The sequence below is a fragment of the Streptomyces sp. NPDC016640 genome (genome assembly GCF_043076215.1).
Taxonomy (GTDB): Bacteria; Actinomycetota; Actinomycetes; order Streptomycetales; family Streptomycetaceae; genus Streptomyces.
The window spans coordinates 55468-72033 of the sequence record NZ_JBIBRG010000016.1 but is presented as its reverse complement, the minus strand read 5'-3'; the positions used below and the strand labels follow the sequence as shown (position 1 = coordinate 72033).

At 74.4% G+C, this 16566-nt stretch carries 13 protein-coding genes and 1 pseudogene; 5 read left to right on the top strand and 9 right to left on the bottom strand.

What is annotated here, in order from left to right; translation table 11 throughout:
- Positions 1-2 precede the first annotated feature (2 nt).
- Complete coding sequence (locus ACF07S_RS27880; protein WP_391975435.1) at positions 3-641, top strand: IS6 family transposase; 639 nt, start codon at positions 3-5, stop codon at positions 639-641.
- 263 nt (positions 642-904) lie between these two features.
- On the opposite strand, the gene ACF07S_RS27875 is transcribed toward ACF07S_RS27880, so the two are convergent.
- From ACF07S_RS27875 to ACF07S_RS27840, 8 genes are all read right to left on the bottom strand, one after another.
- On the bottom strand, positions 905-2593 hold the full coding sequence (locus tag ACF07S_RS27875; RefSeq protein ID WP_391975434.1) for a thiopeptide-type bacteriocin biosynthesis protein: 1689 nt from the start codon (positions 2591-2593) through the stop codon (positions 905-907).
- 46 nt (positions 2594-2639) lie between these two features.
- The gene (locus ACF07S_RS27870) at positions 2640-4562 is read right to left on the bottom strand and encodes a TOMM precursor leader peptide-binding protein (protein WP_391975433.1); all 1923 of its coding nucleotides are present in this window, start codon (positions 4560-4562) and stop codon (positions 2640-2642) included.
- Complete coding sequence (locus tag ACF07S_RS27865; RefSeq protein ID WP_391975432.1) at positions 4559-6316, bottom strand: hypothetical protein; 1758 nt, start codon at positions 6314-6316, stop codon at positions 4559-4561. The genes ACF07S_RS27870 and ACF07S_RS27865 overlap by 4 nt, the downstream gene beginning before the upstream one ends.
- Positions 6313-7473, bottom strand: coding sequence for a lantibiotic dehydratase C-terminal domain-containing protein (locus ACF07S_RS27860; protein ID WP_391975431.1), 1161 nt, complete (start codon positions 7471-7473; stop codon positions 6313-6315). Before ACF07S_RS27860 ends, ACF07S_RS27865 begins: the two co-directional genes overlap by 4 nt.
- The gene (locus ACF07S_RS27855) at positions 7470-10157 is read right to left on the bottom strand and encodes a lantibiotic dehydratase (protein ID WP_391966315.1); all 2688 of its coding nucleotides are present in this window, start codon (positions 10155-10157) and stop codon (positions 7470-7472) included. Before ACF07S_RS27855 ends, ACF07S_RS27860 begins: the two co-directional genes overlap by 4 nt.
- A gap of 155 nt (positions 10158-10312) precedes the next feature.
- The gene (locus ACF07S_RS27850) at positions 10313-10492 is read right to left on the bottom strand and encodes a thiazolylpeptide-type bacteriocin (protein WP_391966314.1); all 180 of its coding nucleotides are present in this window, start codon (positions 10490-10492) and stop codon (positions 10313-10315) included.
- 53 nt (positions 10493-10545) lie between these two features.
- Positions 10546-10743, bottom strand: a complete 198-nt coding sequence (locus tag ACF07S_RS27845; RefSeq protein ID WP_391966313.1) for a thiazolylpeptide-type bacteriocin — start codon at positions 10741-10743, stop codon at positions 10546-10548.
- A gap of 782 nt (positions 10744-11525) precedes the next feature.
- Entirely contained in the window at positions 11526-12122 is a 597-nt protein-coding gene (locus tag ACF07S_RS27840; RefSeq protein ID WP_391975430.1) for a TetR/AcrR family transcriptional regulator, read from the bottom strand.
- A 165-nt stretch (positions 12123-12287) separates the two neighbouring features.
- Here ACF07S_RS27840 and ACF07S_RS27835 point away from each other — a divergent pair, with 165 nt between their 5' ends.
- The 3 genes and pseudogenes from ACF07S_RS27835 to ACF07S_RS27825 form a co-directional block, all read left to right on the top strand.
- A complete protein-coding gene (locus tag ACF07S_RS27835; protein ID WP_391975429.1) occupies positions 12288-13250 on the top strand; it encodes an alpha/beta hydrolase family protein in 963 nt (320 codons plus the stop codon).
- A gap of 61 nt (positions 13251-13311) precedes the next feature.
- Entirely contained in the window at positions 13312-14241 is a 930-nt protein-coding gene (locus ACF07S_RS27830; RefSeq protein ID WP_391975428.1) for an enoyl-CoA hydratase-related protein, read from the top strand.
- An 11-nt stretch (positions 14242-14252) separates the two neighbouring features.
- A pseudogene (locus ACF07S_RS27825) lies at positions 14253-14566 on the top strand (Tn3 family transposase); the annotation flags it as partial.
- A 139-nt stretch (positions 14567-14705) separates the two neighbouring features.
- On the opposite strand, the gene ACF07S_RS27820 reads toward ACF07S_RS27825, so the two are convergent.
- Entirely contained in the window at positions 14706-15575 is an 870-nt protein-coding gene (locus tag ACF07S_RS27820) for a helix-turn-helix transcriptional regulator (protein WP_391975427.1), read from the bottom strand.
- A gap of 209 nt (positions 15576-15784) precedes the next feature.
- Here ACF07S_RS27820 and ACF07S_RS27815 point away from each other — a divergent pair, with 209 nt between their 5' ends.
- Complete coding sequence (locus ACF07S_RS27815; protein WP_391966308.1) at positions 15785-16483, top strand: type 1 glutamine amidotransferase domain-containing protein; 699 nt, start codon at positions 15785-15787, stop codon at positions 16481-16483.
- Positions 16484-16566: the final 83 nt, after the last annotated feature.

The following is a 16566-nucleotide window of genomic DNA, read 5'->3' as shown; positions in this document are numbered from 1 at the left end:
GTATGCGAGAAGACAGCGAGTGCAACAAGGTGGAGGAGCTCGAGCGCGGCGTGCCCGTCTCCCACGAGACGGTCCGGCGCTGGTGCGCGGAGTTCGGGCAGGTCTCCGCGAACGGCCTGCGCCGCCGACGGCCCCGGCCGGGCGACGAGTGGCATCTGGACGAGGTCTTCATCAAGATCAACGGTGAGCAACGCCACCTGTGGCGGGCCGTTGACCAGAACGGCTACGTGTTGGACATCCTCGTGCATAACCGGCGGGACAAGGCCGCGGCCCGGCGCTTCTTCCTCCGTCTTCTCACAAAGACCCGCACGGTGCCCCGGGTGATCGTCACCGACAAGCTGCGCTCCTACGGCGCCGCCCACCGCCAGGTCATGCCCTCGGTCCAGCACCGCTCGCACGAGGGCCTGCACAACCGGGCCGAGAACAGCCACCGGCCCGCCCGGCAGTGCGAACGGGCCATGAAGGGCTTCCGCAGCGTCGGCGCAGCCCAGCGGTTCCTGGCCGCGTTCAGCGGCATCCCACCCCGCTTCCGGCCCCGCCGCCACTTGATGACCGCCCCCGGCTACCGAGCCGAGATGACCATCCGCTTCGCCATCCGGGACCAGATCACCGGCACCGCCGGCCGGCCCGCCGAGGCCTGAGCACCGGCCCGGAGCCCGGCCCCCACCACGCCCCGACGCACCGCCGGAGACCCGCGCACCCAACAAGGTGACAGTGCCCAGCTCCCGCATCGCGGCGGTCCGCCGCCGCACCGTCTCCGCGATGGCCGGGTCCACCCCGGACGGCCGTACGGCCTGGCGGTGTGCCTCGATCGCGCGGCGGTAGCCATCAGGCGGGGCCGGTCGCTGCACGGCACGGCGGGCGGGGCCGGGTCGGCGTCCGCCGGTCACCGTGGGCCGTGCCGTCAGCCGTCCGTGCGGCGCCCGAGCGGCAGCAGGTACTGGAGCGGCTGGTCCATGTCGTCCAGGCCGAGCAGTTCGTGCGCCAGGTCGTCGTGGAAGCCGCCGAGCGGCGTGCCCGCGAGCCCCAGGGCCGCGGCGGTCAGCAGCAGCGTCTGCGCCAGGTGCCCCGTCTCCAGCAGCCCGAGGCGCAGCGCCCGCAGGCCGTAGCGCTGGCGCAGCAGGCCCAGCTCCACGTACAGTCCGGCGACGACCGGCGCGCCGTCGACACCGATCCGGTCCGGGTCCTCCTCGGGACGGGAGAAATAGGTCGACAGCGCCTCGACTTCGGCCTTCTCGGGCGCCGGACCCACCCGGCGCAGCGTCCGGCGCTCCGGCACGCAGTCGTACGTCGCTGCCGGGATCCCCGCCACGTCGAGGACGAGCAGCCGCACCCGTGCGGTGTGGAGGGCGCCCGCGCTCGGGTAGGGGCGGTGGGTGTAGATCCGGTGCGAGCCGTCCGGGAACCTCCTCCGGGTCCGGCTGCTCTCCGCCAGCGCGTTCCACAGCAACGCGCCGAGCGTGCCGGCGTCCAGCGGCCCGCCGATCTCACCGCGCGCGGACGACCGTGCCGCCAGCGCTGCGGACAACGACACCTCGGGCAGCGGGTCCGCCGGCAGCGGCGTCTCGGGGCGGTCGGTCCGGGCCGCCGCGTCGGAGGGAGCCTGGCGCAGGGCGGAGTCCTCGTTGCGGCCGATCCGGATCTGACTCCTCTCCAGGTACTGCCAGTCGGGCGCGCGGTGCCCCTGCGGGAAGTACGACACCGGCTCGCCCGTGTCCAGCAGCGTGCGGGCGGCGAGCCGGCACACCGCGCGTTCCTCGTCCGGGGAGACGCCGAGCCGGTTGAGGAGCATGTGCAGCTGCGACGCCCACACCCACCGCAGCACCGTGTCCACGTCGGCGGGCGCGGACTCCGCCTGGGCTCGCAGCGTCCCGTCCGCCGCGCGGATCCGGTCCGCCCACTCCACCAGCCAGGGTTCCCCGGCCCCGCCTTCCGCCAGTCCTTCCCACAGGGACGCCGCCCGGCGGCCCAGCGCGGAACGCTGTGTCGCGTAAACGGAGTTGATCCGCATGTGCACGGCCGCGGCCGGGAGCAGGGGCACCTCGGTGACCCAGCGCCAACCCGCCGCGTGGCCCCGCAGCCACTTCGCCGCCGCGGCCCGGTCCATGCCCAGGGCGTACGCCGTGGCGTGGGCCAGGTCGGCCGCGAGGACGAGCCGGCCCGACCCGCCAGCCGGCTGCCGCCGGAGCGCGCGCAGCGCCGCCACGGCAACCCGGGAGGAGACCACGAAGACGTCCTCGGCCGTGGGCAGCGCCCGCGGCCCGCCGTAGCGGCGCGTTTCGGGGACGTACTCCACCACGCGGACCTCACCGTGGCGCGAGGGCCACGGGCTGCCCACGGACGGCACCGCCTTGGCGGCCCGGGCCAGCGTGGACGGCAGCTCCGCGGCGGCCGAGGGGCTCAGCCCCGCGACCCGGATCCGCAGGTGCGGTCCTCCTTCCCCGTACCGGATGAAGAACCACTTCGCGGCCTGCCCCGACGCGACCAGTCCGTCCAGCAGCCCGGCCGCCTCCTCGGTGAGGAAGGCGTCGGTGTCCTCCGTGCTCGAGTGCAGGAAGAGGTGGTAGCCGTGCCAGGTGCCGGTCGTCGTCATAGAGGTCCTCGTTCGTTCGGGGGCCGGGGGCCGGGAGGGAGCGGGGTCAGGGGAAGGGGTGGGGGTGGATCGCAAGGTCGTCCGGGCGCAGCGGCCGGTCCGTGCGGCCCAGCCGGTACGGCGTCCGGAGCAGGCGCGGCAGGCCCCTGGTGCGGTGGTTGACGTGGCCGAACGTCATGGGCAGCGAGCCCGGCACGACGACCTTGGCGCAGTGCAGGCCGAACCGGTCCCTCAGCCCCGGCTCCGTCTGGTCGACGGCGATGACCTCCAGGCCCTCGCCGGTCAGCCGCCGCACGGTCGCCTCGAGCAGCACGCCGAGGTCCGCCACCGGCTCCGGCGCGCCGGGCCAGGCCTCGGCGACGGAGCGGGTCGGAGTGTCGGCGAAGAGGAACGCCAGCCGCGGGGCCGCCTCGGCCAGGGAGTTCACCCCCACGTGGTCGTCCAGGGTTACCACGAGTTCCGGGTCGTCGAGCATCGGGAGCAGCCGCGCCGGGTCCCGCAGTCCGTTCCCGGGACCGGAACGGTGCGCGGACTCCAGGACGTTGGTCACCACCTCCGCCACCGCCGAACGGATCGCGACGCGCGGGTCGTGGTGGGCGCCGGCGGCCAGCAGCATCCTCGGGGCCCCGGGGTGGGAGCCCTCGTACCGGCAGACCGCGACGACCGCCGGGACGCCGAAGTCGTTCGTGGCGTCGAGGAGCACGAGGCGGTAGCCGGCCAGCTCCGCGCGGTCGGTCAGCAGGGCCGTCTCCAGGTCCTCGGGCGGCGGCTCCACGCGGGGGAGCGGGGTGGAGGCGTACCAGGCCATCAGGAACGCGTCTCGCTCCGCGACTTCGAACAGCCCGTAGAGCACCGCTTCCTCCAGGCTGTTGCCCAGCCCGCAGCCGTTGGAGGACTCGTACACCACGCGCGGCCGGTCGCCCGGCACGTCCCAGTACGCCACGTGCTCGGGCACGGCCACAGCCCGGCGCCGGGTGAGGGACCAGCCGTGGACCCAGTCCAGTTCCAGACCGGGGCTGTACGGGACGGTCCGCGAGGCGGGATGGCCCTGGTAGGCGGGGTCGGGCAGCCCCAGGCGCACGGGATCCACGGCCCGGTCCGGCCCGAGTTCGCCGAAGGACGCCCGCAGCCGGGTCCGCCGGCCGGTCGGCCGCATGCCCGCGAACCGCTCGACGCTCTCGAAGAGCGCCACCCGCTCGCTGGTGCGGAAGTCGCCGGCCCGCCCGTGCCCGCCGGCGTCCACCGCCCGTCCGTCCGTGACGAACGCCGTCGTCAGGCAGAAGGCGGAGTCCTCGCTGCGGAACAGCCGGCGCACCGGACCGAACCGCTCGTCGTGCAGCGCCGCGCGTAATTCCGCGACCCCGGTGCGGGGGTTGGCGCCACGGAGCACCGCGGGGTCGGGCAGCGGATGGGGGCCCGACGGCACCGGTACGACGCCGGCGGCCGAGTCGTCCGGCAGCGGCCGGCAGACCGCGCAGCCGCCGACCGGACGGACCCGGTGGGTGGACCAGGTGGCGCGGCCGTGATGGACGAGGTGCACCGTGGCGGTGGCGTCCGCGCCAGGCCGTGGTCCCGGCGACTCGCCGTCGGCCGCCTCCAGCAGCTCAAGGGCGAGTGCGCCGGTCGCCCCGCCCAGCGCGGCCGAGGGAGCCCCCGCCAGGGCCAGGGACGGACTGTGCCACGGCACCCGCCCGCCCGTCGTGGCCAGCCGCTGGTACTCGGCGCAGGACAGACAGGCGACGGCGCCCGGACGCAGGACCGGCCCCACGACGGCCAGGGCTCCGTCGAACCGCACCGGGACGAGGCGCACGGGGTGGGCCAGCGCGTGGCGGCTGAGCCGTTCGGCGAGTTCCAGCGTCCACCGGGGCAGCAGGACGACCGCCGGACCCGCAGTCGCGGCGAGCGCGGCCCCGGCGTCGAGCACCGGCACGGGCAGCGGGCCGAGGACCGGACGTCCGGCATGACTCACCGGCCCTCCCCCCGGCCGTACAGCACCGAGAAACCGAACGCGCGCAGTCGCGCGACGAGCGCAGGGGCGGCGTCGCCGGACTCCCGGACGCGCAGCCCGGTCAGCCGGCGCAGCACGGTCTGCAGGGCGGCCTCCCGGAGTGCGACGTCCGCCAGCCAGCCGTTGGTCCAGCCCCTGTCCTCCCAAGGGGCCGTCCGGGCGTCCGCCGCGGCCAGTGCCGCCGCCGCGCCGTTCGCCCGGTAGAGGTGCCCGACGACGAGCCCCTGGGCGGCCGAGTCGGCCGCGGCGGCGGCCGACAGGGCGGCGAACGCCGCCGCGTCGCCCGGCGTCGCCTCCACCGCGTCGCCGAGGACGGGCCCGTGGGCGGCCGGATCCGTCCCGCCGCGCACGACGGCCAGGTACGCCTCCTCGTCGGCGAAACGCCGTACCGTGAGCCGGGCGGGCGTGCCGAGGCGTCCCGTGAGGGCCGTCCACCAGTGGCTGGCCTGCGGATGCTCCCGCCAGTGCGCCTCGGGCAGTACCGCGCCCGCGGCCGGGAAGGCTTCCGCTGCGGCCTCGCGCAGGGCGCGGCCCAGGGCGTGCGCCGGATCCGCGCCCACCGACGCGCGCCCGGCGCCGGACCCCGCCAGCCGGAGCTCCGCGGCCCGGCAGAACGCCTCCAGACGGGCCAGGTCCAGGCGCGCCGCGCCGGCCAGCACGGCGCCCTCCGGCAGTTCGCACGAGGCGAACGGCACCGGCGACTGACGCAGGGCTCCCGGCGCCGGGCCCGGCAGGACCCCGACGCGTTCGTCGGTGAGGGCCGACACCCGTCCCAGCACCTCGGCGAGCGCCCGGGCCGGCTCCAGGCGGGCGCGGCGGTCGGCGTCGATCAGGCCGGGCCCCAGCCAGCTGCGGTAGTCGGCCCGCAAGGGCCGGGCGTCGGCCACGAGGACCGCGGGCAGCCCGGGCACCAGTCGCGGGTCGTCCCCCTCGCTCGCAGGGTCCGGCAGCCCGCCGACCGTGCACAGCAGCCGCTGCGCCGCCGAGCCGCCGAGCAGCGCGACGAACGCGGCCGGACCGGCTTCGGCGGACTCCGACGGCCGGTGCGCGGCGAGCGCGGCCGCGTCCGAGGAGACCTGCTCCGGGCTTCCGGGGGCCGTGACGTATCCCCGGCCGCCCCGGACCCCGACGGCCACGGCCCTCCGGCCGCCCCCGGCCTCGCGCAGCAGGACCACGTCCTCGGGCAGCGCCAGGTCCGCGGCGTGCGACCAGGCCACCCCGGCGTCCGACAGCGCGCGCGAGACGGCCTGCGCCAGCGGGCCGCCCGGGGCGCCGGACGCGACCTCGACGCGGGCCGCCGCCAGCGCGGCGGCGGTGTCGGCGGGCCGCCTCGCCGTCGCCGCGACCCAGTCGGCGGCGCGTCCGGTCGGCGCCGACACCACCAGGTCGTGGGCCCGCAGACGCTCGACGAGGGTGTCCAGCGCCTTGCGCACCGGGGTGCCGGGCGCGGCCCTGCGGTCCAGCTCCGTCGCGTCGCCCGTGCGCAGGGGCTCCTCCAGCAGACGCCACAGGGCGGGCAGCGCCGTGCTGCCCTCGAGGGTGACGCTGCCTCGCCGTCCGCGCAGGTGCAGGCCGGCTCGCAGCGGGGTGACGGCCACATCGGGGCGCAGTCGCGGAAGGACCGGCTCCGTCGTGTCGCCGGCGGCCTCACCGGTGGTGTCGCCGCCGGCCCGGGCGTTCGCCGGAAGGGTTCCGGGCGCCGGGGGAGTGGTCATGCTCCGCGCTCCCTCGCGTCGACGGCCGCCGCCATCTCGGCGCGCCAGTCGCACCCGGTCAGGCGGGGCACCGTGCGGATGACGAGATGGGCGGCGAGGTAGCGTTCCAGCGGCGTGACGTCGCAGATCGCGAGGAGCCGGTACAGGGCGTTGGTGCAGGCCCGGTAGACCAGGTAGTCGGGGCGGCTCCACATCGTCCCCCCGGGGTCGGAGCGCCGCAGCAGCCGGTGGAACTCGCTGTAGCGGGTACGCAGCTCCCGGCTCCACCGCTCCGTCGTCCCCGCGTCCCCGGTCGCCGCCGCGCGCTCCCGGTACTGGAGCGGATCGCCGTGCAGGTCGGCTCCCGCGTCGTGGCGGCTCTGCGCCAGCCGCCAGGCGGCGGCCGACCAGTGGGCCCAGTCGCGCTCCCACCCGCGTGCCGCGCCCCCGGCGATCCGGTCGACCAGCGCGGTCACCGTGTCGCCCGCGCTCTCCCAGCGCCGTTCGAAGCCCTCCCGCAGCCGGCCGTGGGGGTCGTCGTGGACGAGGAAGTCCTCCAGGTGGGACACGTACGACCAGTGGCCGCCGGCGAGCCCGCCGGGGTGGGCGGCCGCGTGCGCGGCGAGCGCCGTGACGGCGAGCTGCACGCGCGCCTGCGCGCCGTCGCCGTGCTCGCCGAGGAACCCGGCGCCCGCCCCGAGCGCCTCCACCCCGCCGCTCAGCAGGTCGTCGCGGAGCGCCGCGCCGTCCTCCCCGAGCAGGCGCCGCAGGGGAGTGAGGTCGACCGGTTCGAGGCGCACCGTGTTGTCCGGCACGATCGGGTCGTAGGGCGGCGCGACCAGCTCGGCGCGTCCGTTGCGGGCGGCCTGCTCCAGCAGTTCGGCGTCGGTGAGGCCGTGTCGCGAGGGGTGGGCGTCGACCCAGTCGCGCAGTGCCTGTGCCGCGTGCCCGGCAGCCGGCCCGAGCCGTGCCGGGGCGCCCCGGAGACGCAGCCGCACGTGCGGGCCGTGCAGCCAGTGCCGTTCGACGTGGGCGGCCAGGCCCAGGGCCCGGCACTCCGCCGTGAGCGGCAGCACCGCCTCCCGCAGCAACCGTGCCTTTACCGGCTGGTGGTAGTACGCCACCACGTCGAGCACCTCGCCGGCGCCGCCGTCCGCCGGAAGCGGGGTGGACGTCATCGCGACCTCCCCGCCCGGTACGTCTCCGTGACGAGCTCCACCGCACGGGTCGGCACGGCGGATCCGCCCGGCGCGGGCAGCGCCTCCTCGAGGACCGCACCGCCGGGGTGGCGGGAGAGCCACTTGGCCAGGCAGCGCAGGTGGAGCGGGTTGCCCAGGTCGACGAACTGGGGCTTGGGGCGGCGCAGGTGCGCCAGGAAGTCCTCGGTCACCCGGCCGGTGGAGGCGGTGGGCGCGGGGTGCAGGAAAACCTGGTCGGGCAGGCCGAGCAGGGCGCGCCAGTGCGCCACGGGCTCCACCGGGGTCCCGCGGGCCGCCGTCAGCTCGGCGTGCAGGGCTCTCACCACGCCGGCCGGCAGGCTCCACCGGCGGCGGTGCAGGACGACGTGCCGGTGGCGCAGCCGGGGGGCGAGGACCACCTCGCCCCCCGGGGCGTCCACGGAGTGCCGGGGCGGCAGCGACCGGAAGTCCACCACGCCGTGCGGGTGGTCGGACAGCAGCGCCGCGATGCGCTGCGGCAGCATGAGCGGGGCGAGGAAGCCGGGGTAGAGCACGTCGAGCGGTTCGCCGGTGGCCGTGACCCGGAACCGCACCTGGTCGCCGGCCTCGTCGTGGAAGAGTTCCACGTCTGCCTCGGCCAGCGAGGTCCAGCGGCGGTCGGGCCCGATGTCGTCCGGGACGAGCAGCGGGTGCAGATTGGCGTTGAACCCTCCGACCGGTCGCATCTGCGCGGCGCGCGCGCCCGGTCCGAGGCCGCGGCGCAGCTGCGCGGCCACGTCCTCGGCCGCGTCGGGGTCGAGCGCGTCGAGGAACCTGCTGGTGAACCGGCCCCAGCCGCCGTACACGCGGTTCACGCAGAGCATCCCGCCGTCCGGGTCCCGCTGGAGGAAGTACGCGTAGCTCAGGGGGCGCTCGACGGCCCAGCGCGGCAGCCGCTCGCCCAGGCCCTTGACGGCGTCGGCCGGCAGCAGGACCTCCGTGCCGTCCGGCGACCCGGCCGCGGCGGTGCGCACGGCGTCGGTCAGTTCGGCGCGCAGGGCCATGAGCGCCCCGACGCCGGTGGGGAACCCGGCCGGATCGTCCCGGCCCGGGGCGGTGACGCGGGCGGCCCGCTCCCAGGCCTCCTCCACCTCGGCGCCGAACTCCCAGGGGTGCGGGCAGTTCCCACCTGCGCCGTACCGCTCCACGAACCGGTCGCGGGCGGCTCGCCGCATCACGTGTGCGAGGTCGAACAGCTCAGCCAGCGCCGTGACTTCGCCCAGGGCCTCGTGGTCGGCCCCGTCGAGGAACCCGTCGAGTGGCGCCGGCCGTGGGGCCACGACGTCCTCGGAGAGGACGTTCAGCGGCGCCGAGCCCGCCGGGATGGGCCGTCCGACGTCGGCGAGCAGCCGGGTCCAGCCGTCGGCGAGCCCGGCGAGGAGGGCCGGGCGCCGCGGCGCGGGCGCGGAGGCGAACGCCGAGGTCTCACCGGACAGTTCCGCCAGCCGGTCCGCGAGGCGGCCGGCCGCCTCGGGGCCCTGCTCGCCGACGCCGGGGAGCGTGCGGAGCCACGCGGCCAGCCGGCCCGCGGGGTCCGGGTCCTGCGGCGGGACCGGGTCGGCCGGCACCAGCAGACCCGCCTGCCGGAGCCGTTCGAGGAAGGCCAGCGCTGCCGCGCGGTTCGTGTCGGGCGCCCCGGGCAGGGCCGAGGCGAGCAGCTCCGCCATCTCGTCGAGCGGCGCGGGGGCGGCGGCGTACGGGGCCAGGAGCCGCAAGGGCTCGCTGAAGGCCACCTCCGCCGCGTCCTCGTCGGTGACGAGGTAGCGGCCACCGGCGAAGGCGACCCGGTCGCGGGCGTACGTCGCGCGTCCGTCGCAGACGCGCGCGGTGCTGGTGACGCGGTGCGGAAGCCCGGCGCCGTGGCGCGGGTCGGCCAGCAGGGCCTCGGCGAGGGCGGTCGTCAGGGTGCGGTTGACCTTCACCGACGCGTGCAGAGGGCCGTCCAGGAGGGGCTGTCCGCCCCACGACCGCACGCGCGGGCGGCCGGCGCGCGGTGGGGCCGGCCGGCCCCAGCCGACGGCCGTGAACCACGACAGGGGACTGGTCTTGGTGCCGGCCCGCAGGGCGTGGCGCAGCACCGTGGGCTCCTCCTTGCGGGCTTTGCGGTCGTCGGCCCGGCGGCCGGCGCGTTCGACCGCGCGCAGCAGGTCGCCGCTGGTGAGCGCGACGGCCCGGGCGAACGCGGGTTCCCGGCACAGGGTGGCGAGGGCCGCCCGCTCGGCCGCGAGTGCCGGTTCGGCGGCGTCGCCCAGCTCGGTCACCAGGGCTCGGCGACGGTCGCGCAGCGCCAGCCAGGACGCGAGCCGGGGGACTCGCCGCGGGAGGTCGGCCAGGCGGTCCAGCACGGCGGGCCGCGGCTCGCGCCCGTTGTGCAGTGCGCGGCGCAGTGGCAGGACGACGTCACGGTGGTACTGCTCGCCGTGGCCGGGCCGGCTGGCGTACAGGTCGTCGCAGAGCGGCTCGCGGAGCGCGCGCAGCGTGACTTCGAGCGAGGTGAGGCGGGCGAGGGCGGCACGGAACGCCGCCGTGGCCGGAGACTGCGCGGGGCAGGTCAGCACGGTGGCGCGTACCAGGGCGTATGGCGCCGAGTCGACGAGGTAACTGTTGTGCGCGGGTGGTGTGTCGGCGCTCGCGGTGTGCGGCATGGGCTGTCCCGTCCCTTCGTGCCCGTGGTTTCCGTGGTGCGGCACCGTCGCGGGCCGGCCACCGGGGGTGGACGGCCCGCGACGCACGCCGGCCGGTCAGGTGCTCCCGTGGCGTGTCACGGGTCGCGCGGCCGACGGCCCGGTGTGACCGGGACCTACAGCGGGACGGGCATCTGCGGCTGCGCGCACGAGGACGAGCTGCAGGAGCAGGAACTGGCGCCGTTGGAGGCGCCGCCCTCGGGAAGCGCGACGGTGTCGCGCATCGAGGTCACGGTGAGGTCCCCGAGGTCGAGGTCCGCGAGGTCGAGGTCCGAGGTGACGCTGGTGTCGGACATCGGTTTCTCCCTTCTGACGTTGCGGTCCGGTGTGTCGTGGGCGCGGGTGCGGATCAGCCGGCGTCGACGACGCCGGTCTGCAGCGGGGACTCGGGCTGGGCGCAGGACGACGAGGCCTGACAGGAACAGGACCCCCAGGACGCCCCGCCCTCGGGCAGCGCGGCGGTGTCGCGCATGGCCGTGACGGTGAGGTCGCTGAGGTCCAGGTCGAGGTCCTGGAGGTCCAGGGCGGTGCGCGCGAGGTCGGACATGGGAGCTCCTCCGTACGGGAAAGCAAGACCGAAAGTGCTTCGAATGGGCCGTGCGAAACGGAGCCTTGCGGTCCGTCGTGCAATGCATTGCACGACGGAAAGGCGGCGCAAGCGCCGCCTTGGCCCGTCTTTATCGATCGCTTTTTGCGGTCCGACTATAGGCCTGACGTCGGCCCGGAGATGAGCTTTCCGTCGTCTCTGGCGCGGTTTTGGCCGAGATGCGCCGCTGGCGCATACCTTTCGGTGCGGAATTCGTTGTCGGACGGGCCTGCGGGATGCATGAAGGGGAGGGGAATCCTCCGGAAAAAGGCGGACAGGCAGCCCTCTTTCCGTACGGCCGTCCACAGCGTGCACCGGGTGCGGTGCGCCCTGTTCCGCTTTCTTGCTCCGGGCGGTGGTTTCGTCGGCCCCCGCCGGCTCCGAACGTCCGCGGTGGTGCAGCGGACCGATGGGCCCTGCTCGGTCCGGCGGGCCCGCCCCCTGCACGCGGGGGCGTTGTCACGTCGTCGAGCTTGCAGATTCCTGACGGTGTGTCGGGACATGCGGGCGTGCGGTTGGGGTCTGTGCTCAGGCCGTGGCGGGCTGGCGGGCTGGCGGGCTGGCGGGCCTTGACGCCGGATTCTGGACATGGGCTGTGCGGCTGGTGTCGGCGTAGTTGACGGTGGTCGTGACGGCGCTGGCCCAGGGGCTCTGCTGTCCGCCGGCGTCTACCGGCTGTGGGGAGAAGACCGCTCAGGTCGCACGGGTGCGCGGAGGGCCAGGTTGCGTGCCGCTTGTCGGTGTCAGGGGGCGTGGGGTCGCTGGAGTCCCTGGAGGAGGAGGGCGATCAGGCGTCGGGGGTCGTAGCGGGGGTCGTCGTCGCGTCCGATGCAGAGGTTGCCGATGCCGCGCATCAGCTCGTACGGCTGCGTGCCGGGCTTGGCGTCGCCGGCGTCGACCGCAGCGTCGAGCAACTGGGCGCAGACGGGCAGCAGGCGGTCGAGGAAGTAGGTGTGCAGCGCGGCGAAGCGGTCGCTGTCGGACTGCAGGGCGTCGGCGAGCCCGTGCTTGGTGACCAGGAAGTCGACGAAGAGGTCGACCCACTGGCGCAGTGCGTCGAGCGGGGAGTCGGCGCTGGCCAGCAGGTTCGGGCCGGCCTCGGCGCAGGCCTCGATCTGGTGGCGGTAGACGGCGGTGACGAGATCCGCCCGGGTCGGGAAGTGGCGGTAGATCGTGGCCATCCCGACACCCGCCCGGGCCGCGATCTGACGGATCGGCGCGTCGACGCCTGAGGTGACGAACGCCTCGGCAGCGGCAGTGAGCACCGTCTGCCGGTTGCGCTGCGCGTCGGCCCGCTTGCCCCGGGACGGCGGCTGCCCTGCAGCGCTGTCGGTGGCCATCACGTACTCCCTCACCGATTGACAAAACGGAACGTTGATCCGGATACTAAGTGGAGCGGCGCTCCGCTTCAGCTTAGCCGAAGCGGAATGCCCCTATTCGCCTTGCCCGTTGCCGGTCGCAGGAGACCGGCGGGCAGCAGGTGCCACCGAAAAGGAACCCACATCGTGAGCACATCCACCGTCACCGGCGCCGACACCCTGGGCGCGCCCGCCCCGGTCCTGTCCTTCAGCCCCGTCACCCTCTCCGTGCCCGGACGCCCCGTGGACCTCCAGGTACGCGTCTCCGCACCCGCGACCGGAACCGGCCTCGCCGTCATCCTCCTCTCCCACGGCCAAGGCCCCTCCAACAACCTCTCCTCGCTCAACGGCTACGCGCCGCTCGTCAACTCGTGGGCCGCCCACGGATTCGTGGTCATCCAGCCGACCCACCTCACCTCCAGAACACTGAGCCACCTGGTCGCCGACGCCCCCGGAGCGCCCTTCTTCTGGCGCTCACGCTCCGAAGACATGTCACACATCCTCGACCGACTCGACATGATCGAGAAGGCCGTGCCGATGCTCTCCGGGCGGATCGACCACACCAAGGTTGCCGTCGCCGGGCACTCGTTCGGCGGTTTCACCTCCAGCCTCCTGCTCGGGGCCCAGGTCACCGACCCCGACGAAGGCGGGGGGGTGAGCCTCCTCGAACCCCGGATCAAGGCGGGCGTGCTACTCGCCGCGCCCGGCAGGGGCGACGTCCTCAACGGACCGATGGCCGACGCGCTGCCGGTCTTCCGGACCATCGACTTCTCCACCATGACCACACCCACGCTGGTCGTCACCGGCGACCAGGACGACTCCCGGCACTTCACGGACATGGGACCGGACTGGCACGCCGACCCCTACACCCTCGCCCCCGGTCCCAAAACCCTGCTCACCCTGTTCGGCGCGGAGCACGGCCTCGGCGGGATCGCCGGATACGACGCCGCCGAGACCACCGACGAGAATCCCGAACGAGTCGCCGCCCTCGCCCGGCTCACCGCGGCCTACCTCCGCACCCAGCTCCGTCCTGGTGACCCCACATGGCAGGCCGTGTGCAGGGCACTGACGGCCGAGCTCGATCCGATAGGACGCGTCGAATCCAAGTAAGAGGCCCTAACAGAAGTTGTTGATCAAGTGACCGTCGGTGTGTCTCCTCGTTGGTCGGGACGTGGGGAAACGGCAGTCGCGGCCGTGGATCGTGTCGGACGAACTGTGGCCGCTCATCGAGCCGTTGTTGCCGCGGCCGGGTCCGAAGCCGGTGGCGGGCCGGCCGCGGGTGCCGGACCGGCAGGCGCTGTGCGGGATCCTGTTCGTGCTGCACACCGGCATCCGGTGGCAGTACCTGCCGCAGGAGCTGGGCTTCGGATCGGGTATGACGTGTTGGCGGCGCCTGCTCACCACGCTGGCCGGCGACGACACCGTACACGTGATCGTGTTCGACAGCGCGGACCCGGACTTCGTCCTCGCCCACGTCGACATGACCGCCACCCCGGACGCCCTCGCCGGACTCATGGCCGACCTGCCGGACGGCGTCAACGTCTTCCAGGCCGTCAAGGAGCAGCTACGCCGACAGCCTCAGGTGACCATTGTCAAGCTCGCAGGCAAGGCGCGCGGCGGCGGAGCCGAGTTCGTCGTGGCCGCGGACATGGCGTTCGCGGCGATCGGCAAGGCCGGGCCCGGTCAGATCGAAGCCCTCATGGGCATCGTCCCCGGCGGCGGCGCCACGCAGTACCTCGCCGAGCGCGTCGGCCGTAACCGTGCCTCGGAGATCGTGCTCGGCGCCGACCTGACGGACGCCGAGACCGCCGAGCGGTACGGCTGGGTCAACCGAGCCGTCCCCGCCGACCAGCTCGACGAGTTCGTCGACCGCCTCGCCGGTGACATCGCCGCGTTGCCCGGCGGCGTCGTCGCGGCAGCCAAGCGCACCATCGTCCTCCACGATCATTCTGATGGCCTGGCGCGGGAGAACGTCGCCTGGGCCGGGCTCGTGTTCCGTCCCGCCACAGCACAGCTCATGGGCGCCGGGCTGGCCAACGGCGTTCAGACCCGGGACGGCGAACAGGGCCTCGAGGATCCGTTCCGCAAGCTCGCCGGGTAGCTGAATGGCCGAGGGACGTGTGCCACGGCAAGCGCGTCACCATCCACCAGGCGCACCGCGACGGGATGGAGGACCGGCTCGGCGCGCTCGGCCTGGTCCTCAACGCCATCGTGCTCTGGACGACGCGCTACATCGGCGCCGCCGTAGCCCAGCTCCAGGCCGAGGGCCACGAGATCCGGGACGAGGACATCGCCGGGCTCTCCCCCTCGGGCACCGCGGCCTGAACCTGCTCGGCCGCTACAGCTTCACGGCTTCCCCCGGCATCCGGCGCCCGCTGCGCGACCCGGACGCGCCGGAGCCGGACGAGGACGACGGCGGACAGGATCAGGAGTGGCCGGCCAGGGCGGTGATGAGATTGCGGGTCCTCGCCTTGTCAGCCGCCTCGGGGCCGTCGCGCGGGCGCAGGTCGCAGCATCCGTTCAGATGCCAGTGACGTAACGCTGGGTGAGCGAGGCTCGCGGAGTTCAGGACTCGCTGCGAGGGACGGCGGGGGTGAGCGTCCAGGAGGTGAGGAGGTCGAGTGCGTGACGGGACGGGGAGCCCGCTTCGGTGCTGTAGAGGAAGACAGCTGCTTCGGTGTCTCCGGGGAGGGCGAGGGTTTCGTACTGCACGGTGACCTCACCGACGAGCGGGTGGAGCAGTCGCTTGGATCCGTGGGTGCGCTGGTGGACGCGGTGCTGCTGCCACCAGCGGTCGAACTCTGCGCTGTTTTCCCTCAGCTCGGTGACGAGGTCCTGAGTGGCTTGGTCGTCGGGGGTACGGCCGACCTCGAGGCGGAGGCTTTCCACGGCTGCGCGGGCCTGGAGGTCCCAGTCGACGAAGAGGGTGCGGGCTTCCGGGTCGAGGAGGAGCCACCGTGTGTAGTTGCGTTGAGCTGGCGGCAGGGCGTCGAAGTCGGTGAACAGCGCCTTGGCTATCCGGTTGATGCCCAAGACGTCCGCTCGGCGTCCCAGGACCAGGGCGGGGGTGTCCCCCATGGAGTCCAGCAGCTGGTGGAGGCCGGGGCGCAAGCGTTGGACGGTTGGCGGACGTCGGCGTCGGGGAACCGCGGTGGTGGTGCCGATGAGGTCGTTGAGGTGGGCACGGCCGGCGGCGTCGAGTTCCAGTGCCTGGGCCAGCGCTTCGACCACTGCCGGTGAGGGGGTGATGTGGCGTCCCTGTTCGAGGCGGGCGTAGTAGTCGGCGGAGACTCCGGCCAGTCGTGCCACCTCTTCGCGTCGCAGACCGGGTACGCGGCGTACGCGCGTGTCCGGCGGCAGCCCTGCGCGCGCCGGGTCGCACTGGGCACGGGCCCGGCGCAGGAAATCGGCGAGTTCGCGGTTCGAGGCGGTCATGGATCCAGTGTGGCCGATGCGCTGCGGTCACGGCCGCCTCAACAAGGACTGTCAGTCCTAGGCAAGGCGGACCGAGGCAGGTCAGGGCCGATGATGGCCGCCGTCGGGCGGCCGGGGCGGGTGACAGTGGAGGGGCTGCCGGACCAGCCGATCCGGCAGCCCCGGTCCCGCAGGTGACCGGCTGACAGCGAGAAGCCGAGGAAAAAGTCATGAGTCGCATTCTGATCGTCATGTCCGCAGCCGCCGTGTGGGAGCGCACCGACGGCTCGCAGTACCCCACGGGCTACTGGGCGGAGGAGCTCGCTGCGCCGCACGAGGCATTCGTCGGCGCCGGCCACACTGTCGACTTCGCCTCCCCCGGGGGTGTGCTGCAGCCGCTGGACAAGCACAGCGCCGACCCGGCGATCGCCGGTGAGGACTGCGCCCGGCACGTGGCCCACGCTCAGAAGGCGCTCAGCGACTTCGGGCCGCTGCTGAAGCTGGAGGAGGTCTCGGCCTCCGATTACGACGCCGTGGTTCTGCCGGGCGGGCACGGCCCCGTGGTCGACCTCTTCCGGGACGCGAACCTGGGCCGGCTGCTGATCGAGGCCGATCGCGCCGGCAAGATCATCGGCGCGGTCTGCCACGGTCCGGCCGCGTTGCTGTCCGCGGTCGACGAGCAGGGCGAGTGGATCTTCTCCGGCCGGCGGATGGCCGCGTTCACCGACGAGGAGGAGCGCCTGTTCGGCACCGCCGACAACGCTCCGTGGCTGCTGGCGAGCCGTCTGCGCGAGATGGGCGCCCGGCACGAGCAGGGTGACCCCTACCAGGCATTCACCATCCAGGACGCCAACCTCTTCACCGGCCAGAACCCGGCTTCCAGCACCCCGATGGCCGACGCGATCAACACCGCGCTGGCAGCGGGCTGACCTCTCGCCCCTGGGCCGTCGCTGCGCATTCCTCCAGGCAGCGGCGGCCCGGGCCACACCTCTGCTTTTCCTCCTTCGACGAC